The organism is Pseudomonas sp. TH04, from assembly GCF_016651355.1.
GTDB classification, from domain to species: domain Bacteria; phylum Pseudomonadota; class Gammaproteobacteria; order Pseudomonadales; family Pseudomonadaceae; genus Aquipseudomonas; species Aquipseudomonas fluorescens.
On record NZ_JAEKEA010000001.1, the window covers coordinates 1032125 to 1057645 of the forward strand.

Below are 25521 nucleotides of genomic sequence, written 5' to 3' on the forward strand. Positions count from 1 at the left end.
TCAGTTCCCCGCCACAGCAGGTGTGGCGTCGCCGATCACGACGTTATCGCCCTCGGCCAGGCCCTCCAGAACCTGTACTTTGACGTTGTTATTGATCCCGGTCTTCACGTCGCGCGACACCGCCTTGCCCTTGGCATCCAGCACGCGCAGCGGGTAACTGCCATCGGCGTTGCGCGCCCCGAGTGCCGCCACCGGCACCATCAATGCAGCCTGGGCAGTGTCGAGCACGATGCGTACCTGCGCGGTCATCGCGATGCGCAGGCGGTGTTCGGGGTTGGGCACGTCGAACAGTGCGTTGTAGAACACCGCAGTGTTTTGCTTGGGTGTGCCCGCCGTCTGGGTTTCGAGGAAGTTCTGCGGCGCCGGCTCAGTGCCGCGCAGCTTGGCGTAGTAGCGCTTGTCGGCCTCGCCCAGGATGGTGAAATACACCTGCTGGCCGGGGCTGATATGGATCACATCCGCCTCCGACACCTGAGCCTTGACGGTCATGGTGTCCAGGTCTGCCAGCTTGAGCAGCACCGGCGCCAGCTGGCTGGCGATCACGGTCTGGCCTTCCTGGGTGACGATCCCCACCACATCGCCATCGATGGGCGCGACGATACGGGTGTAGGCCAGGTTGACCTTGGCGGTGTCGATCTGGATATGCGCACTTTTTATCTGTGCGTCCAGGGACAACAGGTTGGCCTGCTGCACCTGGAACGTCGACTCGGCGTCTTCGAAGTCCTGGCGCGAGACCGACTCGTCAACCTGCAAGCCCTTATAGCGTTCGTAAACCGCCTTGGCCTGTTTGAGTTGAGCGGCCGTGGCACGGCGTTGGGCCTGCAGGTTTTCCTCGTCTACCTGGGCTTTGCGCAGGGTATTCTGCAGAATCAGCGGGTCGATTTCGGCAAGCCATTGGCCCTTTTTCACCTTGTCGCCGACTTTGACTTTGAGGGATTTCAATTGGCCGGAAACCTGGGCGCCGACATCCACTTGCTTGATGCCTTCCAGCACGCCGGTGGCCAATACAGCGTTTTCGATGTCGCCGCGTTCGGCCGTAGCGGTCAGGTATTGCGGGGCATCAGCGGGTGCTTGCACCGCGTAGACGACCAGACCTGCCACGATGGCGACTGCCAGGAACACGCCTGTTTTGCCAAACTTCACGACACCACCTCCCCAATCACCACACCGTCCAGCCACCACCGCGCAAGCCCGTGAACATTCGGGGCCTTGAGCAATGTGAAGTGATTGCCGCCGCCATACCAAACCTCCAGGCCACTGCCCTGACGCTGCCAACCGTCGATCATTAACCCCTGCTCCCGTTGATTGCCCGCTGCATCCAGCGCCGGGTCCTGCGCCAATACCAATCGCACCACCCCGTGGTAGCGCTGGGTCGGCCGATACACCGTGCGCAAGGCTGCGGCATACGTACGTGCGGGCCCCGCCATCGCGTCCACACTGGCGCGCGCCGGCAACAAACCGACCGCGACCATCCCGGCATGCAGCCACTCACGCTGCGCCACTTCATCACGCCCGGCAAACGCCACAGGGTCGATGTCCAGGGACTGTCCGGCCGACAACTGCATGGCGTCGATCAACCGCAACAATGCCGCCGTCGACGTATACGGCCGCCCTACCACGCCATTGCCGCCCGGCGACTCACTGTCGATCACCGTCAACGACGCCACCTCTCGGCCCATCGCCTGCAACCGCACGGCCATCTCCAGCGCGACCCAGCCGCCGAACGAATGCCCGACCAGATGCACCGGCCCGCGCGGGCACTCCTGCGCCAGCGCCGTCAGATAACACGCGGCTGCCGCTTCCACCTGGCTATGGGGCACCGCCTCGCCATCCAACCCACGCGGCTGCAAGCCGAACAGCGGCCAGTCGCGCCCCAGCGCTTCACTCAAACCGACAAACCCGGTGACGCTATCCCCTGCCCCAGGTACACAAAACACCGGCGCATACCCCGCCCGCCCGCTCTGAATGCGCAACAGCGGCTGATACACGCCTTGCTGCACCGCCGAACCTGTGGCCAGCGCCTCGCTCATCGCACGGCCCAACGCCTGAATATGCGGCGCCTGCATCATGCTTTGGTGGTCACCTGGCACGTCTATCTGGCGCAATTGCCCAGGTGCCAACGCCGCCTCCCAGCCCAGCGAAACACTGCGCCGCGACAACTCGGTCGGCCGCTCCATGGCGCTAAACAAATGCACCGGAACCGGCAACGCAAACACGCTGTAATGCGCCAGCGCGTGCCCATGCCCCACTTCCCGCTCGATAAAGCTCAAGAGGTCCGCGTCCGTAGCCGCTGCCATTTGCGCGTATAGCAGACCTTCATCGCGACAGCGTTGCAGCAGAGCCGCAAAGTCCAGCTGTCCAATGCCCGCCTCCAACTGTTCAAGGCTCGCCAGCTCATCCACACCTCCCTGTGCTTTCCAATACGCAGTGCACTGCAACAACAAATGCCGCTTCAGGGCATCCGGCCCGATCCAGCGCGCCTTGCCCTGGTCGGTCATGCGCGGCACGTAGCTGTCGATCAACCCGAGGAACTCAACCGCTTCATCCAGCCCCAGCAGTTGCATCGCCACCTCATACGCCAGCACGCCGCCGAACGACCAGCCCGCCACACGGTAAGGCCCATGGGGCTGAACGCTGCGAATCAGGCCGACCAGGCGGGCCGCCAGGCCTTCCATGGTGTTCAGGTGCGCCTCACCGAGCGCCAGGCCCGCCAGGCCATAGATCGGATAATCACCGGGCAAGTGTTGGCCCAGTGCCGGGAAGTACACGTCCATGCCGCTGAATTCATGGATCAGGAACAGCGGCGGCTGCGAGCCGCTGCTGCGCACCGTTATCAATGCACTGTGACGCACCGGTGCATCCGTGCGTTGGCGCAACATGGCGGCCACACTGGCCACACTAGCGTGCTGGAACAACTCGGCCAGAGTCACCTGCAGGCCGGCTTCATCCAGCAGGTTGACCAGTCGAATGGCCAGCAATGAATGCCCGCCCAGTTCGAAGAAGCTGTCGTGTCGACCGACTTGCTCCAACTTCAAGACATCCGCCCAGCGCTGTGCGAGGGTGTCTTCCAACGCATCGGCAGGCGCTTCAAACTCGCAGCCGGTAAAGGCGTCCAGGGCCGGCAGCGGCAAGGCTTTGCGATCGACCTTGCCATTCGCCGTCAGCGGCAAATGCGCCAGTGGCACATAGGCGGACGGCAGCATGTATTCCGGCAATTGGCCGTGCAGGTGCGCGCGCACACTGTCGATGCCAACGGGCGCGGCCGCCCAGGTGAAATACGCCACCAGGCGCTTGTCACCCGGCACGTCCTCACGCGCCAGGACCACCACGTCCTGGATGGCCGCAAAGCTCGCCAGGCGGGCTTCGATTTCACCCAGTTCGATGCGAAAGCCGCGGATTTTCACCTGATGGTCGTTGCGCCCGATACATTCCAGCAGGCCATCCACCGTCCAGCGGCCAAGGTCGCCGGTGCGGTACATCAAGGCTCCCGCGTTGAACGGGTCGTCGACAAACTTTTCCGCGGTCAGCTCCGGCCGGTTCAAATACCCCTTGGCCACGCCGTCACCACCGATGCAAATCTCACCGGTCACGCCCAGCGGCACCGCCTGCAATTGCGCATCCAGCACATGGATTTGCGTGTTGGAAATCGGCCGCCCCACGGGCACGCTGTCGGCGTCATCGGCGATCGCGCGCACTTCATAAGTGCTGGCGTAAGTGGTGGTTTCCGTCGGCCCATAGCAATGCACCAGGCGCAATGCGGGCGCCTGCGCCAGCAGGCTGCGGAACGCCGCCGGGTCGCCACGTTCGCCGCCGCACAACAGCATGCGCAAGCCGGCCAGGGCCTCGGGAATCATCTGCACGTACTGGTTGAACAACGCCGTGGTGACGAAGAGCACCGTCGCCCCGCTCAACGCCCGCCCGAAAGCCACCGGGTCGAGCAATGTGGCGTGGTCGACAACCTGCACCTGGCCGCCGTTCAGCAGCGGGCCCCACACGTCCATGGTGCTCGCATCGAACGCTGGGTTGGAGGCAAACGCCACGCGGTCGGCGGCATTGAAGTCGGCGTAGCCGTTGTTAAGCACCAGGCGCGTGATGCCGCGATGCGGCACCAACACGCCCTTCGGCGTGCCGGTGGAGCCGGAGGTGTACATGATGTACGCCACGCTGTCCGAGGACTGCGACACGTCCGGGTTGTGGCTCGGTTGCGGGTCAAGCGCCAGGCTGTCCAGGTCGAGGCGCCGCGCCGGGTACTCGATGGCGGTATCGCTGCGGGTAATCACCCAGCTCGCGCCGCTGTCCTGCACCATAAAGCCCTGGCGCTCGGCGGGCGCGTTGATGTCCAGCGGCACATAGGCGGCGGCGCATTTGAGGATTGCCAGTTGGCTGACCAGCAGGTCCAACGAACGCGGGAGCAGGATCGCCACGTTATCGGCAGGACGCACGCCCAGGCTCAGTAAGTGATGAGCCAGACGGTTGGCGCGCGTATTCAGTTCGCCGTACCCAAGGAGGTGCTCGCCGTGCAACGCCGCCAAGGCATCCGGGCGGGCCTGGGCCTGGGCTTCGAACAGGCGCTGCACCGTGTGTTCGCGGGGGAACGCGCGGGTCGTGGCGTTGAAGTCCGCCAACTGCTGGCGTTCAGCGGCCGCCAGAATCGGCAGGCAGCCGATGGCGACTTCACGGTTGTGCTCCAGTGCCTCCACCACCTGTTCAAGGGCCGTGTGCAGGTAGTCACACAAACGTCGAGCCCCCGGCCCCATGGCTTCAAGGCGCAAGCCATCACCCAGGTCATCAACGCTCACCGACAGCGCGTAATTGGTGTGTTCCTCGGCCTTGAGCAGCTGAATGCCCTGCCATGCCGCCGCCACGCCACCGGCTTGCGGCGCACTGTGACGGTAGTTGAACAGCACGCTGAACAACGGTGTCGCCACCGGCACCGCGCTGCAACGTTGGGCCAGTGCCAGCGGCGCATGTTCATGGCTGAGCAGTTGGGTCAGCCGTGCATGGGTTGCACGCAGCGTGGTGTGCACTGAGTGTTGGCCCAGGTCGACCCGCAACGGCAAGGTGTTGATAAACACCCCCATGGCCCGTTCGGCGCCTTCACCTCCTTGCAGGCGACCGAGCAGCACCGTGCCGAACACCACCTGTTCGCGGCCGCTGACTTTGCCCAACACATGGGCCCAGGCCACATGCAGCAGGCTGGCGGCACTGACACCCGCTTGGCGCGCCTGGGCACGCAGGCGCTGGCTCAACTGAGGCTCAACTGCCCGCTGAGCTTTTTCAGCGGCGCCCAGGTGTTCGACCTCGGTGGGCGCGTCGATCTCACCCAGCATCTCGCGAAAGAACGCCTCGTGATCATCAACCCCCAGGCGGGTCTGCGCGACATAGTTGCGATACGGCACCGGCGTGCCCAGCTCGGCCTCTTGCCCCAACAGAAATGCCTGCATTTCATGCTGCAGGATTTCCAGCGCAAGGTGGTCCATCACTAAGTGATGGAACAGCAACGTGGCGACCACTCGCTGGGGCTCCTGCGTATACACAAGGCGCATCAACGGGGCTTGGGCGAGGTCCAGGCGTTGCGGCAACGGGCCGGTTTCGACGCGTAACGAGGCTTCACGCCAAACCACCTGCACCGGCTCTTCCAGGCCGTCCCAATGGAAGGATGAACGCAGGATGTCATGCCGCCGGATCACCGCCTGCAGCGCCCGGGTGAAGGCTTGCAGGCGCAGCAGGTTGGCAAAGGCGAACTGCGCCTGCAGCAGATAAGCGTCACCCTCCAGCACGGCGCGGTGGTGATAAAGAATGCCCGCCTGCAAGGGCGCCAGCGGGTAGATGTCCTGCACATTCGCCGCACCGCCGGGGATGCCGGCGAGAATGCGCTCGATGGCCGCCGGGTCCAACCGGATCAGCGCCAGCATGTCCGGCGTGATGTGGGTGCAATCAGCAGCAATGCGGTTGGCCGGCACCGCGACTTCGCGACCACCGCCCAGCGCTGCCGCCAGGGCGGCCAGTGTCGGCTGACCAAACAGCACTTTCACATCCGCCGACCACCCGAGGCGGCGCATCCGGCCCATCAGGCTGACCGCCAGCAATGAATGCCCGCCCAGTTCAAAGAAGTTGTCGTGACGGCCCACGCGCTCCACATTGAGCAATTCGGCCCACAGGCTGGCCAGGGCGATTTCGGTATCACCTTGAGGCGCCTCATACGCGCGCACCACCCGTGAATCCAGGCCCGGCGCCGGCAAGGCCTTGCGGTCGAGCTTGCCGTTGGGGCTCAGCGGCAGCCCATCCAGGTGCACGAATATCGCCGGCACCATGAACTCAGGCAGGTGCTGCAGCAGGTGGCTGCGCAGGCCGTCGATGTCACTGTGAGTGCCGGTGTAATAGGCGACCAGCCGTTCTTCGCGGGCGACCACCGCCGCTTCGTTGACCTGCGGATGTTCCAGCAGTCGCGCCTGGATTTCGCCCAGTTCAATACGCAAACCACGGATCTTCACCTGGTCATCATTGCGCCCCAGGTACTCGAGAGTGCCGTCGACCAGGTAGCGCCCGACGTCACCGGTGCGGTACATCCGGCCGTGGGTGAACGGGTCGTCGAGGAAACGCTCGGCGGTCAACTCCGGCCGGTTCAGATAGCCCCGCGCCACTTGCACGCCGCCGATGAACAACTCGCCCACCACGCCCAACGGCACCGGCTGCAACTGGCTATCGAGCACATACATGCGTGTATTGGCGATGGGTTTGCCGATCGGCGTATTGTCCGGCGTCACCGCGCCTGCGCAGTTCCACGCCGTCACATCGACAGCGGCTTCGGTCGGGCCATACAGGTTATGCAGCGCACTGCCTGGAAGCTGTTGTTTAAACCGGCGCACCAGGCTGCCCGGCAAGGCTTCACCGCTGCACATCACGCGTACCAGCCCGGCGGCCTGAGTCACATCGCCATGGGCGAGGAACACATCGAGCATTGAGGGGACGAAATGCACGGTGGTGACGTGTTCGGTGGCAATCACTTCGCACAGGTACACCGGGTCTTTATGCCCGCCTGGGCGCGCCATTACCAACCGTGCGCCGGTAAACAGCGGCCAGAAGAACTCCCACACCGACACGTCAAAACTGAACGGGGTTTTCTGCAGCACGGTGTCCTGCGCCGTAAGCCCATAAGCGTCTTGCATCCACAGCAGGCGATTGACCACACCGGCATGGTCGTTGATCACGCCTTTGGGCTGGCCGGTGGAGCCGGAGGTGTAGATTACATAGGCGCTCACGCTCTGGACGCCGAGGTTGTCGACGGGTTGATGCTGCCAGGTCGGCTGGTCCAGATCGACCACTGCCACCTCGCCCAACAAGCCACGTGTAGCCGCTTGGGCCAGCACCACTGCCGGCGCGCTGTCCTGCACCATGTAGGCAATGCGTTCGTGGGGATAGGCCGGATCCAGCGGCACATACGCCGCGCCAGCCTTGAGAATCGCATACAAGCCGATGACCATCTCCAGGCCCCGCTCGACGCAGATCGCCACGCGCGAATCCGCCTGTACGCCCAGCGCCTGCAGGTGACGGGCCAACTGATTAGCCTGCGCGTTCAGCTCGGCATAGGTCAGGTGCTGCTCGCCCGCCTTGACCGCCACCGCATGCGGCGTGCGCGCCACCTGCGCCTCGAACATCCCGTGCAAGGTCTGCTCAAGGTTGTAACTGACGGCGGTGGCGTTGAAATCGAACAGCAGCTGCTGACGCTCACGTTCACCCACCAGCGGTACATGCTCCAGCACCGCCTGGTCGTTATCGACCATGGCCTGCAGCACGCGGGTGAAGTAGCCGGCATAACGCTGCACGGTCGATTCATCAAAAAGTGCCACGGCATATTCCAGCGCACCGAGAATGCTGCCCTGCACTTCGCCGAGGTTCAGCGACAGGTCGAACTTGGCAAAGTGGCTGTTCTCGACGATGCCTTCCAGGGCCAGATCACCCAGCGCGAGGATCGGCGCGCTGCTGTCCTGCCAGGTCAGCAACGTCTGGAACACCGGGCTATGGGCCAGGCTGCGCAGCGGCCGGGTGATTTCCACCACCTGCTCGAACGGCAAGTCCTGGTGGGCCTGGGCGTGCAGCGTGAGCGCCTTGACCCGCGCCAGCAACGCCTCGGTGCTCAATTCGCCCGACGTGTCGATGCGCACCGCCAGGGTGTTGACGAACAGGCCGATCAACCCTTCGATTTCGCTGCGATTGCGGTTGGCCACCGGCGAGCCAATCACCACGTCGTGTTGCCCGGACAACCGCGCCAACAGCGAGGCCCAGGCACTCATCAAGGTCATGTACAGCGTGGTGCCGTGCCGTTGGCTCAAGGCCTTGAGCCCGGCGGTGAGGCGTTCATCCAGGCGCACGGCGACGCTGCTGCCGGCATAGTCCTGCTGCGCCGGGCGCGGGCGGTCGGTGGGCAGCGTGAGCAAGGCCGGCGCACCGGCCAGGGCTTGCTGCCAATAACGGCTCTGGCGCTGCAGCACTTCACCACTGAGCCACAAGCGCTGCCACACGGCAAAGTCGCCGTATTGAATTGGTAACGGCGGCAACGGGTCGGGCTGGCCGTGGCTGAAGGCTTGATACAGCGCCATCAGTTCGCGGGTCAGCACGCCCATCGACCAGCCATCGGAGACGATATGGTGCAGGGTCAGCAACAGCACATGGTGCTCGTCCGCCATCACCACCAGTCGCCCGCGCAGCAACGGGCCGCGCTCCAGGTCAAACGGCGCCGAGGCCTCGCCGTGGATCAACGCATCCAACGCCTGCTGGGGTTGCGGGTGACGGCGCAGGTCCTGCACTTGCAGGGGCAGCACGTCTTCGGCAGGCATGATCAGCACGTGGGCGTCATCGCCTTGCTGGGCAAAACGACTGCGCAGGGTTTCGTGGCGCGCAACGATACGCGCCAGCGCCCGTTGCAAGGCCTCGACATGCAACTGCCCGCGCAAACGCAAGCCGATAGGGATGTTGTAGGCCGTGTTGGCACCTTCCATCAGCGCCAGGAACCACAGGCGCTGCTGGGCGAAGGACAACGGCACAGGTTCGTCACGGTTGGCCGGGAGGATGTCCGGCAACGTGCTGCGCCCCGAGCGGGCCAGCACCTCGGCGACCGCCGCCAGTTCGGCATTGGCAAACAGGTCGCCGAGGTTCAGTTCAACCCCGAGGCGCTGGCGCACCTGCGACACCATGCGCATCGCCAGCAGCGAGTGCCCGCCCAGTTCAAAGAAGTGATCGCGGCGCCCGACACGTTCTACGTGCAGCACATCGGCCCAGATCTGGGCGAGCACGCTTTCGATTTCGCCCTCGGGTGACTCGTATTCGCGGGTAAACACGGCGGCCCTATCCGGCGCCGGCAGGGCGTTGCGGTCGAGTTTGCCGTTGGCGGTCAGGGGCAGCGCGTCAAGCTTCACATAGGCAACCGGCACCATATAGTCGGGCAGGTGCGCCACCAGATGGGCGCGGATATCACCGACGGCCAACGGGTCGAGCTGCGCATGTTCAGTGAAGTAAGCCACCAGGCGATCCTCACGGACCAGCACCACGGCCTCCTGAATCCCCGGCAACTGGTTGAGCTGGGTTTCGATCTCGCCCAACTCAATGCGCACGCCGCGGATTTTCACCTGGTCATCATTGCGCCCCAGGTACTCGAGAGTGCCGTCCGGCAACCAGCGCGCGAGGTCACCCGTGCGGTACATGCGGCCGGGGTTGAACGGGTCCTGCAGGAAACGTTCGGCGGTCAGTTCCGGGCGATTCAAATAACCGCGCGCCACGCCCTTGCCGCCCACATACAACTCACCGGCCACCCCCAATGGCACCGGCCGTTGTTGTTCATCCAGCACGTACACCGTGGCATTGGCGACAGGTTTACCGATATGCAACGGCTGCCCGGCCTCGACCTTGCCGGAAGTGGCAACCACCGTGGCCTCCGTGGGGCCGTAGTTGTTGATCAACTCGAAACGCTGGGCACGCGCGAACTGGCGCAGGCGATCGCCGCCGATCAGCAAGGTGCGCAGCGTGGGGTGTTCGATCTGTTGGCTGAACGCGTACTCGGCCAGCGGCGTGGGCAGGAAGCACACGTCCAGCGGCTGCGCGCACCACCAGGCCAGCAAGGCGTCGACGTCTTGCGCCCCTTCATCGGCGGGCGGCAGGTGCAAGGTCGCGCCGACACACAGCGCCGGCCACACTTCCCAGGCCATCGCATCAAAGCCGAAACCGGCGACGCTGGCGGTGTGGCGCCCGGCACACAGGTCAAAGGCACGGCAGTGCCAGTCCACCAGATTGGCCACCGTGTGGTGTTCGACCATCACGCCTTTGGGCAGGCCGGTGGAGCCGGAGGTGTAGATCACATAGGCGAGGTTCGACGCGGTCGCGGCGGCCTTGGGGTTACTCGCCGAATGGTGCTGCCAGGTGAAGCGATCCAGGTTGATCACCGGCACATCAAGGGCAGGCAGGCGCTCCAGCAGGGCGTGCTGGGTCAACACCGCCACCGGCGCACTGTCGGTCAGCAGATAATTCAGGCGCTCGGCCGGGTGGGACGGGTCGACCGGCACATAACAGGCTCCGGCCTTGAGGATCGCCAGCAACCCGGCCAGGGTATCCAGGCCACGACGGGCGACGATGGCCACGCGGTCATCCGGTTTGACGCCCAAGGCCAGCAGGTGATGGGCCAGCAGGTTGGCTTGCTGGTTCAACTCGGCGTAGCTCAGTTGGCGGCCCTGGTGCACCGCGGCGACGGCCTCGGGTGTGCGCGCGGCCTGGGCTTCGATGCGCCCATGCAACGTGGTGCCCTGCGGGAAATGCGCCTGAGTGGCGTTGAACTGCTCCAGCAGTTGTTGTCGCTCGGCGGCAGGCACCACCGACACATGGTGAAGGGCCGTCTGCGGCGCTTGCTCCAGCGCGGTCACCAGGTTGTCCAGGGCGGTTTCCAGGTAGGCGCAGACGCGCTGCGGGTCGACCAAGGTGCTGGCAAGCAGGCTCAAGCCAAAGCCGTCACCGAGGTCATCCACACTCAAGGTCAGCGGGTAGTTGGTGCGCTCTTCGGCGCTGAGCGCGACGATCCCTTGCCAGGCCGACGCCGCCGCGTTATCGGCCGCCGGCGCACTGTGACGGTAATTGAGCAGCGCACTGAACAGCGGCATCGGCGCTGCCACGCCGCTGCAACGCTGGGCCAGCGCCAAGGCGGCGTGCTCATGGCGCAGCAAGGTGGTCAGCCGTGCGTGGGTGGCCTTGACCCCGGTGCGCACGTCCTGGCTGCCTACGTCCACGCGAAACGGCAGCGTGTTGATGAAAATCCCCAGCGCCCGATCGGTGTCATGACTGCCTTGCATACGGCCCATCAGGACGGTGCCGAATACCACCTGTTCTTTGCCCGCCAGCACCCCCAACACCTGGGCCCAGCCCAGGTGGAACAGGCTGGCGGCACTCACACCGAGTTGCCGGGCTTGCGCGCGCAAGCGCTGCGCCAACGCCGGCGCCAATGGCAGGCTGACTTCAGCGATGCCGCGGGCATCGCCCTGCACATCCTGCAACCCAAACGGCAACGTCGGCTCGCTGATATCGCCGAGCATCTGGCGAAAGAACTGTTCATGTTCCTGCTCGCTGATGCCCAGCCGCGCCTGGGCCACATAGTTGCGAAACGGCACGGGCCGGCCCAGCGCTGCGCCCTGCCCCAGCAGGCACGCCTGCAGTTCGTGGCACACCACTTCAAGGGCACTGTGGTCGAGGGCCATATGGTGGAACAGCAGGGTCGCGACGATCCGCTGATTCAGCGGGTCGTCGGCACGTACCAGGCGCAGCAGCGGCGCCTGCGTGACGTCGAGGCGATAGTGGCGGGCGTCGAACAGCGCGTGCAATTGCGCGGCGATGTCGCCGTCCGCCGGGTCGAGCTGAAGGGCCTGCACCGGCAGGCGCGCCTGGCGCCAGACCACTTGCGAGGGTTCCTGCAAGCCGTCCCAGACCACGCCTGTGCGCAGGATGTCATGGCGGTCCATCACGGTTTGCAAGGCCTGGGCAAATGCCTCGAAGCGCGCCAGGTGGTCAAACGCGAACTGCGACTGCATCACATACGGGTCACCCTGTTCGGCGCTGACGTGGTGGAACAAAATGCCTTCCTGCAAGGGCGCCAGCGGGTAGATATCCTGGATATTCGCCACGCCGCCGTCGACGGTCGAGACGATACGGTCGATCTCGTCCTGGCTCAGCGTCGACAAGGTCAGCATGCCCGGCGTGATGCGCTCGGCACCGGCCGGTATCGCATTGGCTGGCACCTCGACTTCACCGGCCTTGCTCGCCGAATACTCCCCGGCCTGGATCAACGCGATAAGCCCGGGTTTGTGTTCGCGCAACGCGGCAAGGATCGCCGGGTCGCTCAACGCTTGTTTATTGCCTTGCACCGACAACTGCTCGCCCTTGAGCGCCAGTTGGATGTCCTTGGTTTTCAGCGTCGCCAATAGCTCAAGAATACTCACAGGACGATCTCCATTCGTTCGGTTATGGCGGCGTAGCCGGCCAGGGTCGGCTGTTCAAACAACGCCCGCACATCGGCTTCCATGCCTTCCTGGCGCAGGCGTCCGATCAAGCTCACGGCGAGCAGCGAATGCCCGCCCAGTTCAAAGAAGTTGTCATGGCGCCCTACCCGCTCCACTTTGAGCAGTTCCGCCCAGAGCTGCGCGAGAAGGATCTCGGTGTCACCTTGCGGCGCCGCGTACTCGCGCACCCTCAGCGCGTCCATACCTGGCGCAGGCAGGGCCTTGCGGTCGAGCTTGCCGTTGGGGCTCAGGGGCAGCGCGTCAAGCTGCACGAACAACGCAGGCACCATAAAGTCCGGCAGGTGCTGCAACAGGTGGGCGCGCAGGTGTTCGATGTCGGCCGGCGCACCGGTGTAATAAGCCACCAGGCGATCGTCACGGGCCACCACGGCGGCCTCGTTAACCTGCGGATGCACCAGCAGCCGCGCCTGGATTTCGCCCAGTTCGATGCGCAAACCACGGATCTTCACCTGGTCATCGTTGCGGCCCAGGTACTCGAGATTGCCATCGGGCAGGTAGCGGCCGACGTCACCGGTGCGGTACATACGGCCACCTGTGAACGGGTCCTTGAGGAAGCGTTCGGCGGTCAGCTCAGGCCGATTCAAGTAGCCGCGCGCCACTTGCACGCCGCCAATGAACAGCTCGCCGACCACACCCAACGGCACCGGCTGCAACTGCGCATCCAGCAGGTACATGCGCGTGTTGGCAATCGGCTTGCCGATCGGCGTGTTGTCCGGCACATCGGGGCGTGCACAGTTCCAGGCCGTCACATCCACGGCCGCTTCGGTCGGGCCATACAGGTTGTACAGGCCGATCTCCGGTAATTGCTGCTTGAAGCGCCGCACCAGGCTGCCCGGCAAGGCTTCGCCGCTGCACATCACGCGCACCAGCCCGGCGGCCTGGCTGACATCGCCGTGGGCCAGGAACACCTCGAGCATCGATGGCACAAAGTGCAGCGTGGTGATGTGCTCCGCTTCGATCACTTCGCACAGGTACGCCGGTTCCTTGTGGCCGCCCGGGCGCGCCATCACCAGGCGTGCGCCAGTCAACAGCGGCCAGAAGAACTCCCACACCGACACGTCAAAGCTGAACGGGGTTTTCTGCAGCACCGTGTCATGGGCTTTGAGGCCGTACGCGTCCTGCATCCACAGCAGGCGGTTGACCACGCCGGCGTGCTCGTTGATCACGCCCTTGGGCTGGCCGGTGGAACCGGAGGTATAGATCACGTAGGCCTGATGCTGGGCGGTGAGCCCCGGCACCTGAGGGTTGGCAGCAGGCTGGTGTTGCCAAGTGTCGTGGTCCAGATCGAGCACCGGCACATCGCCGAGCAACTCAACGGTGGCGCCCTGCGCCAGCACCACCACGGGCGCGCTGTCTTGCAGCATGTAGGCAATACGCTCGCGAGGGTACGCCGGGTCGAGGGGTACATAACCGCCACCGGCCTTGAGGATGGCCAACAGGCCGATGACCATGTCCAGGCCACGCTCGACGCAGATACCCACACGCGAATCCGGCTGTACGCCGCGTTCACGCAGGTGATGGGCGAGGCGATTGGCGCGTTCGTTGAGTGCCTGATAGGTCAGCTGCAGGTCGCCGGCTTTGACCGCGATGGCATCCGGCGTGCGCTCGACCTGGGCTTCGAACAGGCCGTGCAGGGTCTGGTCGAGGTTGTAGTGCACCTGCGTTGAGTTGAACTCCACCAGCAGTGTGTGCCGCTCGTCATGGCCTAGGATCGGCAAGCGATTGAGCGCCTGATGCGGTGCCTGCTCCAGGGCATCGACCAGCCCGGCCAAGGCTGTTTGCATATAGCCACACACCCGTTGCGCGTCGATTTGCGCCAGGGCGGTGACCTCGTAGCCATCGCCCAGGTCATCCACGTTCAACGTCAGCGGGTAGTTGGTGCGCCCGTCGTTGACCAGGGTTTGCATGCCTTCCCAGGCCTGTTGCGCGTCTGCCGATTGAGTCGCGGCGCCGCGATGGCGATAGTTGAGCATCGAGCTGAACAGCGGCGCCGGTGCCGTCACCCCGCTGCAGCGCTGAGCCAGCGCCAGCGACGCGTGCTCATGCCCCAGCAACGCGGTGAGCCGGGCATGGGTCGCACGCACCGCGGCGCGTGCACCTTGCGCGTCGATTTCCAGGCGCAGCGGCAAGGTATTGATAAACACCCCGAGCGCCCGGTCAGCGCCCTCGCCGCCTTGCATGCGGCCCACCAGCACCGTGCCGAACACCACGCTGTGACGCCCCGACGTCGCCGCCAGCACTTGGCCCCAGGCCAGGTGGAACAGGCTCGCGGTGCTCACGCCGAGCAACCGGGCCTGGGCGCGCAGGCGATGGTTGAGGGCGCTGTCCAGGCGCAGGCAATGTTCTTCGATGGCGCGGCCGTCGCCGCGCACATCCTGCAAGCCGAACGGCAAGGTCGGTTCGTCCACATCACCGAGCATTTCGCGAAAGAAGCGTTCGTGTTCCTGTTCGCTCACGCCCAAACGCGCCTGGGCCACATAGTTGCGGTACGGCATCGGCGCCGCCGTGGGGGCCGGGTGGCCGAGCAGATAGCCCTGCATTTCGCGCAGCACCACGTCGAAGGCGGTGTGGTCGAGGGCGATATGGTGATAGAGCAGCACCACCACGACACGCGCGTTGGCCGGGTCGTTGGCGTACATCAGGCGGATCAGGGGCGCCTGGCTGATATCCAGGCGGTAGCGCCGCGCATCGAAACGCTCGTGCAGACCGGCCAGTACATCGCCTTGCAGGTGCACGGCCTGCATGCTCAGCTCGGCTTTGCGCCACACCACTTGCAGCGGTTGCGCCAACCCCTCCCACACCACACCGGTGCGCAGGATGTCATGCCGGTTGATGACGTGTTGCAGCGCCTGGGCAAAGGCATGCAGGCGCTCCACACTGTCGAAGGCCAGGTGCGATTGCAGCAGGTACGGGTCGCCCTGCTCGGCGGTGATGTAGTGATAGAGAATGCCTTCCTGCAACGGCGCCAGCGGGTAAATGTCTTGCACGTTGGCGGCGCCGCCGGGGACGCGGGCGACCACCTGATCAATCGTCGATTGGTCGAGTGTCACCAGCGTCAGCATGTCCGGGGTGATGCGCCGGCAATCAACGCTGATGCGGTTGGCCGGCACCTGCACTTCGCGACCACTGCCCACGGCGGCGGCCAGGGCCGCGAGCGTTGGCTGGCTGAACAGCACACGCACATCGGCGCTGAGGCCGACCTGGCGCATGCGTTCGATCAGGCTGACGGCCAGCAGCGAGTGGCCACCCAGTTCGAAGAAGTGGTCGTGACGGCCGACTTGCTCGACCTGCAACACCTCGGCCCAGATACGCGCCAGGGTGGTTTCCACCTCACCTTGAGGTGCCTCATAGTCGCGGCTCAGCAACGACGCTTGATCGGGCTGCGGCAGCGCCTGGCGGTCCAGTTTGCCGTTGGCAGTCAGGGGCAGCGCGTCGAGCTTGACGTAGGCGGCCGGCACCAGCGCGTCGGGGAGCTGCTCGCGCAGTTGTGCGCGCAGGGTGTCAATCTCCAGCGGGTAGTGTTCGGTGAACCAGGCGATCAGACGGCCCTCGCGCACCAACACCACGGCTTCGCCGATACCGTCCAGCGCCGCCAGGCGGCTTTCGATTTCGCCGAGTTCGACTCGCACGCCGCGCACTTTGACCTGGTCATCATTACGGCCCAGGTACTCGAGATTGCCATCGGGCAACCAGCGCACCAGGTCGCCGGTGCGGTACATGCGCCCTTCGTTGAACGGGTCTTGCAGGAAGCGTTCGGCGCTCAAGTCCGGGCGGTGCAAATAGCCTCGCGCCACGCCGCCGCCGCCCACATACAGTTCACCGGCCACGCCCACCGGCACCAGACGCTGGTGTGCATCAAGCACGTACGCACTGGCATTGGCGACCGGCCGGCCGATATGCAGCGCCTGCCCGGCGCGCACGCGGCCAGAGGTGGCGACCACCGTGGCTTCGGTCGGCCCGTAATTGTTGATCACGGCAAAACGCCGCTCCTGAGTGAACTGGCGCAGACGGTCGCCGCCGATCAGCAGGATGCGCAGGGTCGGGTGTTGCAGGTTCTGGCTGAACGCGTACTCGGCCACCGGCGTCGGCAGGAAGCTCACGTCCAGCGGCTGCGCCAGCCACCAGGCGAGCAACTCGTCGATGTTTTCATTACCGACGTTGGCCGGCGGCACGTGCAGCGTTGCCCCCGAACACAGCGCGGGCCACACCTCCCAGGCCATGGCGTCGAAACCTGCACCGGCGACACTGCTGGTGTGGCTGCGCGCATCCAGGCCAAAAGCTTCGCAATGCCAGTGCACCAGGTTTTCCACGGTGCGGTGTTCGACCATCACGCCTTTGGGTTGGCCGGTGGAGCCCGAGGTGTAGATCACGTAGGCCAAATGGGCCGCAGTCAGGCCGGCGAGCTGAGGATTGCTCACGGCAAGGTGTTGCCGACTGTCGTCCAACAGGTCCACGGTGGCGACCGCGCCCAACAGATCACGGGTGCCGGCTTCCGCCAGCACCGCCACCGGCGCGCTGTCCTGCAACAGGTAAGCGATACGCTCGGTGGGGTACGCCGGGTCGATGGGCACATACCCGGCGCCGGCTTTAAGAATGCCCAGCAGCCCGACCAACATCTGCGGGCCACGGCGGCAGCAGATCGCCACCCGATCATCCGGCTGTACGCCCAGCGCCAGCAGGTGATGGGCCAACTGGTTGGCGCGCTGGTTGAGCTGTTGATAGGTCAGGGATTCGCCGTCCTGTTGCACGGCAATCGCGTGGGGCTGACGTTCGACCTGGGCTTCAAAAGCCCCCTGGACGGTCTGCCCCGTCGGGAAATCGGCGGCGGTTGCGTTGAACTCACGCAGCAGGGTTTCACGTTCTGCCGGCGGCAGCATCGGCAACTGATGCAGAGCGGTGTTCGGTGCCTGCTCCAGTGTCGTGACCAACTGCTCCACGGCGTTATGCATGTAACCACACAGGCGCTGGGCGCCGATCTGCGGCAAGGCCAGCACGGTCAAGCCAAAGCCTGCACCGAGATCGTCGACGCTGAGGGTCAGCGGGTAGTTACTGCGCTCTTCGCCGCCCAACAGTTGCACGCCTGCCCAAATGCCGTGGCCGTCGCGGGCCATCTCGCCGGGGCTGCTATGCCGGTAGTTGAGCAAGGCGCTGAACAGCGGCACGGCGGCCGGGACGCCGCTGCAACGCTGAGCCAGCGCCAGGGACGCATGTTCATGCGCCAACAACCCACTCAAGCGTGAATGGGTTGCCTTGAGCGCGCTCGCGGCGCCGCCAGCCACATCCACCCGCAGCGGCAAGGTGTTGATGAACATGCCCAACGCGCGGTCCGCGCCATCGCCGGCCTGCAGTCGGCCCATCAAGACGGTGCCGAACACCACGTCGTCGCGCCCCGACAGCCACCCCAGCACGTGCGCCCAGGCAAGGTGCATCAGGCTGGCCGCGCTGACGCCCGCCACACGCGCCTGCTCACGCACCCGCAACGCCAGCGCCGCGTCCAGGGGCTGCTCGGCCTCTTCGATATCCCGGCCGTCGCCCTGCACATCCTGCACGCCAAACGGCAAGGTTGGTTCATCGACATCGGCGAGCATCTCGCGGAAGAACTGCTCATGCTCGGCCACGCTGACTCCCAGGCGTGCCTGGGCTACGTAGTTGCGAAACGGTGCAGCCACCGGCAAGGCATGCGCCTGGTTGAACAGAAACGCGCGCATCTCCTGGCCGACCACTTCCATGGCGGTATGGTCGAGTGCCAAGTGGTGGAACAACAGGATGGCGGCGACCCGATCATTCGCAGGGTCCTGGGCGTAGACCATGCGCAGCAACGGCGCCTGGGTGATGTCCAGGCGGTAATGGCGGGCGTCAAAGCGCGCATGCAGTTGTTCAATGATGCCGCCGTCGGCCGGGTCCAGGGCGACGGCCTGCACCGTCAACGGTGCTTCGCGCCAGACCACTTGCACCGGGCTGGCCAGGCCTTCCCAGACCACCCCGGTGCGCAGGATGTCGTGACGCGCCACGACCTGTTGCAGCGCGCCCATAAAGGCGTGCAGGCGCTCAAGGCTGTCAAACGCCATGCGCGATTGCAGCAGGTACGGGTCGCCCTGCTCGGCGCTGATATGGTGATAGAGAATGCCTTCCTGCAATGGCGCCAGCGGGTAGATATCCTGCACATTGGCCGCGCCGCCAGGGACTGTGGCGACGATGCGCTCGATGGCGCCTTGATCAATGTCCAGCAGCGTCAACATCGCCGGGGTGATACGCGTGCAGCCCGGTGGAATGCGGTTGGCCGGCACCACAATCTCGCGCCCGCTGCCGACCGCCGCCGCCAATGCGGCAAGGCTCGGTTGGCTGAACAGCACGCGCACATCGGCACTCAAACCCACCTGGCGCATGCGTTCGATCAGGCTGACCGCAAGCAACGAATGCCCACCCAGCTCGAAGAAATGGTCATGGCGCCCGACGCGTTCCAGCTTGAGCACGTCCTGCCAGATCTGCGCCAGCAGGGTTTCCACCGCGCCTTCCGGCGCCTCATAGCCACGGCTGAGCAACGCACTCGGCCCCGGCACCGGCAAGCCCTTGCGGTCGAGTTTGCCGTTGGCGGTCAGCGGCAACAGTTCCAGCCAGACATAGGCCGACGGCACCATGTAATCCGGCAACTGGCCTTGCACGTGGGCACGCAGCGCTTCGATTTCCAACGCGGCCTGGGCGGTGTAGTAGGCCACCAGGCGTTTATCGCCAGGCTCGTCTTCGCGGGCCATGACCACCGCATCCTTGACACCGGGGAACGCGGCCAGGCAGCTCTCGATTTCACCGGGTTCAATGCGGAAACCGCGGATCTTCACTTGCAGGTCATTGCGCCCCTGGTACAGCAAATTACCGTCGGCCTGCCAACAGGCCAGGTCGCCGGTGCGGTAAAGCTGGCCTTCACCAAAGGGGTTCGGGATAAACTTTTCGGCGGTCAGTTGCGGCTGGTTCAAGTAGCCGTTGGCCACGCCCGCACCGCCGATATACAGTTCGCCGACCACGCCCAGCGGCAGCGGCTGCTGGCGCGCATCCAGCACGTAGGCCTGCGCATTCGCAATCGGCCGCCCAATCGGCACGCCGCCCGCGCACGCCGCGCTGATTTCAAACGTGGTGGAGAACGTGGTGGCTTCGGTCGGGCCGTAGCCGTTCAACAGGTGCTGGGGCTTACCGTGGTTGAGCACGCGGCCGATCACCAGCGGGTCAAGCACATCGCCGCCGACAATCAGGTAGCGCAACTGACGGAACACCGGCAGCAATGCATCTGCGTATTGATGGAACAAGCCTGCGGTCATCCACAGCACGCTGACCGCCTGCTCCTGCAACAACGAAGCAAAGGCCGCCTGGGACAGCAGCACCGCATGCTCGACCACCACCACGCAACCGCCATTGAGCAACGGCGCCCACACGTCGAGGGTGCTGGCGTCAAAGGCCGGGTTGGACGCGAAGGCCACACGGTCACGCTCATTGAAATCGGCGTAGCCGTTGTTGAGCACCAGGCGCGAGACCGCGCGGTGCGGCACTTGCACGCCTTTCGGCGCGCCGGTGGAGCCGGAGGTGTACATGATGTACGCCACGCTGTCGGACGACTGGACCAGGTCGGGATTGCGCGGTGACAGCGCATCCAGGTTCAGGTCGGCCAGGGCCGTCAACACGTGGCGCGCACCGCTGTCCTGCACCATGAAGGCCTGGCGCTCGGCCGGGGCGTTGACATCCAGCGGCACATACACCGCCGCGCACTTGAGGATCGCCAGTTGGCAGACCAGCAAATCCAGCGAACGTGGCAGCGCAATCGCAACACTTTCGCCCGGTTGCACACCTTGGTTGATCAGGTGATGGGCCAGGCGATTGGCCCGGCGGTTGAGGTCGCGATAACTCAATGACAACGCGCCATGCACCGCCGCCACGGCTTCGGGACGGGCCAGCGCCTGGGCTTCGAACAACTGGTGCACGGTGAACTGCGCCGGGTATTCGCGGGCGGTGGCATTGAAACCCACCAGCACCTGGTGGCGTTCGGTTGCGGGCAAAATCGACACCGCGTGCAGGGGCGTGGTCGGCGCTTGTTGCAGCGCGGTGACCAGGTGGGCCAACGCGGTGCGCATAGAGTCGCCCACGCGCTGCACATCCAGCGTGGCCACGCCTTGTACGGTGAGCGCAAACCCCGTGCCGAGGTCATCGACGTTCAGCACCAGCGGGTAATTGCTGCGCTCTTCGGAACTGAGAATGTCGATCCCGGAGGTGGCGAACGGGCTGGCTCCCGGCGTGTCCCCGGCTGCGCTGTGGCGGTAGTTGAGCAGCGTGCTGAACAACGGCAGCGAACCCGACACGCCACTGCACCGCTGGGCCAGTGACAGCGAGGCGTGCTCGTGCCCCAGCAACTGCGCGAGGCGCGCGTGGGTGGCGCGTACGCCGGCTTGCACACTGGTCGCGCCGAGGCTGACCCGCAGCGGCAAGGTGTTGATGAACATCCCCAGCGCCCGGTCGGCGCCCTCGCCGCCTTGCATACGGCCGAGCAGCACGGTGCCGAATACCACGTCTTGCTGGCCGGAAACTTGCGCCAACACCTGGGCCCAGGCCAGGTGCACCAAACTGGCAGTGCTGACGCCCAGTTGCCGCGCCTGTTCGCGCAGGCCTTGGCTGAGGGCCGGGTCCAGTGGCAGGTGAGCGTCGACAATACCGCTGCCGTCGCCATTGACATCCTGCAACCCGAACGCCAGCGTCGGCTCGTCGATATCGCCGAGCATGTCGCTGAAGAAGGCTTCATGTTGCGCCTGAGTCACCCCCAATCGCGCCTGGGCCACGTAGTTGCGGTACTGCACCGCGTCCGGCAGTTGCGCGCTGCGACCGGCCAGGCTTGCGCTCATTTCCTCCACCAGCACGTGCAGGGCGGTGTGATCGATCAGGATATGGTGCAGCAGCAGGATGCCGACGAAGCCGTCCTGCTGCGGGGCGTATCCAAAGTGCATCAACGAGGCGCGGGACAGGTCGAGGCGATAGTGGCGTGGGTCGAAGCGTTGTTGCAGCTGCGCCAGGGCATCACCCCCCTGCACGTCGATGCGCTCAACCGCCAGCGGCGCCTGGCGCAAGACCACTTGTACCGGTTCATCCAGGCCTTCCCAGAGCAGGCTGGTGCGCAGGATGTCGTTGCGGGCTATGACGCTGTGCAATGCACCGACAAACGCATCCAGCGCTATTTGGTCAGCAAAGCTGAACTGCACCTGCAACACATAGGGATCGCCCTCGGTGGTTGCCAGGTGGTGATAAAGAATACCGGCCTGCAACGGCGCCAGGCCGTAGATGTCCTGCACGTTGGCGATACCGCCGGGCACGGTGCGCAGGATATGGTCGATGCCGGCCTGGTCCAGCGCCACCAAGGGCAGCATGTCAGGGGTGATGTGTTCGCTGGCGGGCTCGATCAGGTTGACCGGCACCTGTACGTCCCGCTGCCCACCCACCGCAGCCGCCAGGGCAGACAGCGTGGGTTGACCGAACAGCACGCGCACATCAGCGCTCAAGTCCATCTGGCGCATGCGTTCGATCAACTTGACCGCCAGCAGGGAGTGGCCGCCGAGTTCAAAGAAGTTGTCGTCGCGGCCCACCTTGTCGAGCTTCAACAGCTGCTGCCAGATACCGGCGATGGCGGTTTCAATCGCGCCTTGCGGGGCGGCATAGTCACGCCGCGCGAGGGCATCGGCATCCGGTGCCGGCAAGGCCTTGCGGTCGAGCTTGCCGTTGGTGGTCAACGGCAACTTATCCAACAGCACGAAGGCGCTGGGCACCATGTATTCGGCCAGGCTCAGCAGCAGGTGGTCGCGCAGTGCGGCGGCGCTGACGTCGGGCTCGCCAATCACATAGGCGACCAGGCGTTTGTTACCCGGCTCGTCCTCACGGGCGATCACCACGGCGTCACGCACGCCGTTGGCGGTGGCCAGGCGTGCTTCGATTTCACCCAGTTCGATACGAAAACCGCGAATCTTCACCTGGTCATCGTTGCGACCCAGGTACTCGACGCTGCCATCGGCCAGCAGGCGGCCGAGGTCGCCGGTCTTGTACATGCGCAGGCCGGTGGCCGGGTCGGCCAGGAAGCGTTCGGCGTTGAGCGCATCACGGTTGAGGTAACCGCGCGCCACACCGGCGCCGCCGACGTACAACTCGCCAACCACGCCAAACGGCAGCGGCTCGCGCTGCTCGTCCAACACGTAGAGCTGCAGGTCGGGAATACGCACGCCAATCGGGCTCACGCCGACCAACTGCGCATCCGCCGCTTCCAGCGCGCGATAAGTGACGTGCACCGTGGTTTCGGTGATGCCGTACATATTGACCAATTGCGTTCCGGCGTTGATCGCGCGGCTGTACCACGGTTTGAGCATGCCGGGCTCCAGCGCTTCGCCGCCGAAAATCACCTGGCGAAAGGAATGCGACTGCGGGTTGCTGCCCTGTGCGGCGATCAGTTGCCGGAAGGCACTCGGCGTCTGGTTGAGTATGCTCACGCCGGCTTCGCAGAGCAGCGTGTAGCACTCATCCGGCGAGCGGCTGACCAGTTGCGGCACGATCAACAGCTGGCCACCGTGCATCAGCGCGCCCCAGATTTCCCACACGGAGAAGTCGAACGCAAAGGAATGAAACAGTGCCCACACATCGTTGGGGTTGAAGCCGAACCACTGCTCGGTGGCCGTGAACAGCCGCGCCACCTGGCGATGCTCGATCATTACGCCTTTGGGCAGGCCGGTGGAACCTGAGGTGTAGATCACATAGGCGAGGCTGGCCGGGCTGAGGTTGACCCGCGGGTTGACGATGGACTCACCGCGCACGCTGTCGAGATCAATCGCCATGCGGTCGCCGACCAGATGGCGAGTGTTGGCGTGCACCAGCACCGCCGAGGGTTCGCTGTCAGCCAGGGTGTAGGCGATGCGCTCCAGCGGGTAAGCCGGGTCGATGGGGACATAGCCGGCACCGGCCTTGAGGATGCCCAGCAGGCCGATGATCATTTCCGGGCCGCGCTCCACGCAGATCGCCACTCGATCATCCGCGCGTATGCCTTGGGCCAGCAGGCGGTGGGCGAGCTGATTGGCGCGTTCGTTGAGTTGGCGATAGGTGAGGCGCAGGTGTTCAAAGCGCACGGCAATGGCGTCGGGTTGGGCGGCGGCGTGGGCTTCGACTTGCTGGTGGATCAGGGCGGTGTCGGTGTAGTGCGCGGGGCTTTGGTTGAGGCTGTGCAGCAGGTGGTGACGCTCGGCATCGGGGAGAATATTCAGGCCGCTCAGCGGCTGATCCGGTCGCTGCTCCAGGGCATCGGCCAGGCTTTCCAAAGCGGTATGCAGGTAACCGGCAACGCGTTGCGCACCGATGGCGGCGTCGACCATTACCGTCAACGCAACGTCTTCACCCAGGTCATCCACGTTGACCGTCAGCGGGTAGTTGGTGCGCTCTTCGGCGCCCAGCACCTGAATGCCTTCGGCAACCTCAATCACGGCGGCCATATCGGTGGCGGCGCTGTGGCGGTAGTTGAGCATCGCGCTGAACAGTGGCATAGGCGCCGCCACCCCACTGCACCGCTGGGCCAGTGCCAGGGAGGCGTGTTCGTGATTGAGCAAGGCGCTAAGGCGTGCATGGGTGGCCTGGACCTCGGCGCGCACAGCCTGCGCGCCCACATCCACGCGCAGTGGCAAGGTGTTGATAAACATGCCCAAGGCGCGCTCACTGCCCTCGCCCGCGCCCATGCGGCCGAGCATTACCGTGCCGAACACCACCGACTCGCGACCGGAGACCACCCCCAATACACGCGCCATAGCCACGTGCATCATGCTCGCCACGCTCACCCCAAGCGGACGCGCCAAGGTGCGCAGGCGACGGCTTACGCTGCTGTCTACGGGAATGCGCGCTTCATCAATGCCCTGCCCATCGCCGCGCACATCCTGCAGGCCGAACGGCAAGGTCGGCGCCTCGATATCCGCCAGCATCTCGCGGAAGAACGCCTCATGCGCCTGCTCGCTGACGGCGTGCCGCACGTGGGCGATGTAGCTGCGAAACGCCACCGGTTCAGCGGCTTGGGCTTGCTGGCCGGCCAGGTACAACTGGATTTCATGGCGCACCACGTCGAGCGCAGTGTGGTCGAGAATAGTGTGGTGAAACAGCAGCATCGCCACCACGCGCTGGTTGGCCGGGTCGTCGGCAAACACCAGGCGCAGCAACGGCGCCTGATCCAGGCCCATGCGGTAAGTGCGTGCATCGTAGCGCGCCAGCAGTTGGGCCAACACGTCGCCGCCGGTCAAGGAGGCGTGTTCGCACGCCAGGGTTGCCTTGCGCCACACCACTTGCAGCGGCTCATCGAGGCGCTCCCAGGCCATCGAGGTGCGCAGGATATCGTGGCGGTCGACGACCCATTGCAGCGCTTGCGCAAACCCCTCCAGACGCGCGCGGTTGTCGAACACAAACTGCGCGTGCAGCACGTACGGATCGCCCTGTTGCGCCGACAAATGATGGTAGAGCATGCCCTCCTGGAGCGGCGCCAACGGGTAGATATCCTGCACATTCGCCGCACCACCGGGGATGGCGGCGACAATCCGGTCGATGGCCGCTTGGTCGAGGTTGACCAGCGGCAACATGTCCGGGGTGATGCGGTACGCCGGGCTCAGCCAGTCACCGCCATGCTCGGCCACCCACTCAAGCAGGCGCGGTTTGTGGGCAATCAGTTGGTCCCACAGCGCGTCATCCAGTGCCTCATCGTCGCCCAGGATGATCAGGTCGCCCTCTTCCAGTTGCAGACGGATCGCATGGGTGGAAATCGCTGCCAATAATTCGCTGAACTGCATGGGGGTAACCTGCCTGATAAGTCACGGTTGAGGAGAAAGTCCGTTTTCAGCTGCCGCTTGCATCGGGTGTGCTGGGCGCCCTGAAAAAATCGCGGGCACAGCCGGAGGCCAGGAGCGGCTTCCGGCAGGCTTGAAAAATT

General features: G+C 65.0%; 3 protein-coding genes. All 3 read right to left on the bottom strand.

The window, feature by feature from the left end:
- The 3 genes from macA to JFT85_RS04565 are packed head-to-tail and all read right to left on the bottom strand — an operon-like array spanning position 1 to position 25381.
- Positions 1-1143 (bottom strand): macrolide transporter subunit MacA, encoded by a 1143-nt coding sequence (gene macA / locus JFT85_RS04555; RefSeq protein WP_211264820.1) that lies wholly within the window; start codon positions 1141-1143, stop codon positions 1-3.
- Positions 1140-12473: a non-ribosomal peptide synthetase gene (locus tag JFT85_RS04560; RefSeq protein WP_201229331.1), complete on the bottom strand. Its 11334-nt coding sequence runs from the start codon at positions 12471-12473 to the stop codon at positions 1140-1142. The genes macA and JFT85_RS04560 overlap by 4 nt, the downstream gene beginning before the upstream one ends.
- On the bottom strand, positions 12470-25381 hold the full coding sequence (locus JFT85_RS04565; RefSeq protein ID WP_201229332.1) for a non-ribosomal peptide synthetase: 12912 nt from the start codon (positions 25379-25381) through the stop codon (positions 12470-12472). The genes JFT85_RS04560 and JFT85_RS04565 overlap by 4 nt, the downstream gene beginning before the upstream one ends.
- Between the last annotated feature and the right edge of the window lie 140 nt (positions 25382-25521).

Bases quoted from the DNA above. Each gene is read 5' to 3' on its own strand.
- JFT85_RS04565 (WP_201229332.1), bottom strand. From the start codon at position 25,381: ATGCAGTTCAGCGAATTATTGGCAGCGATTTCCACCCATGCGATCCGT.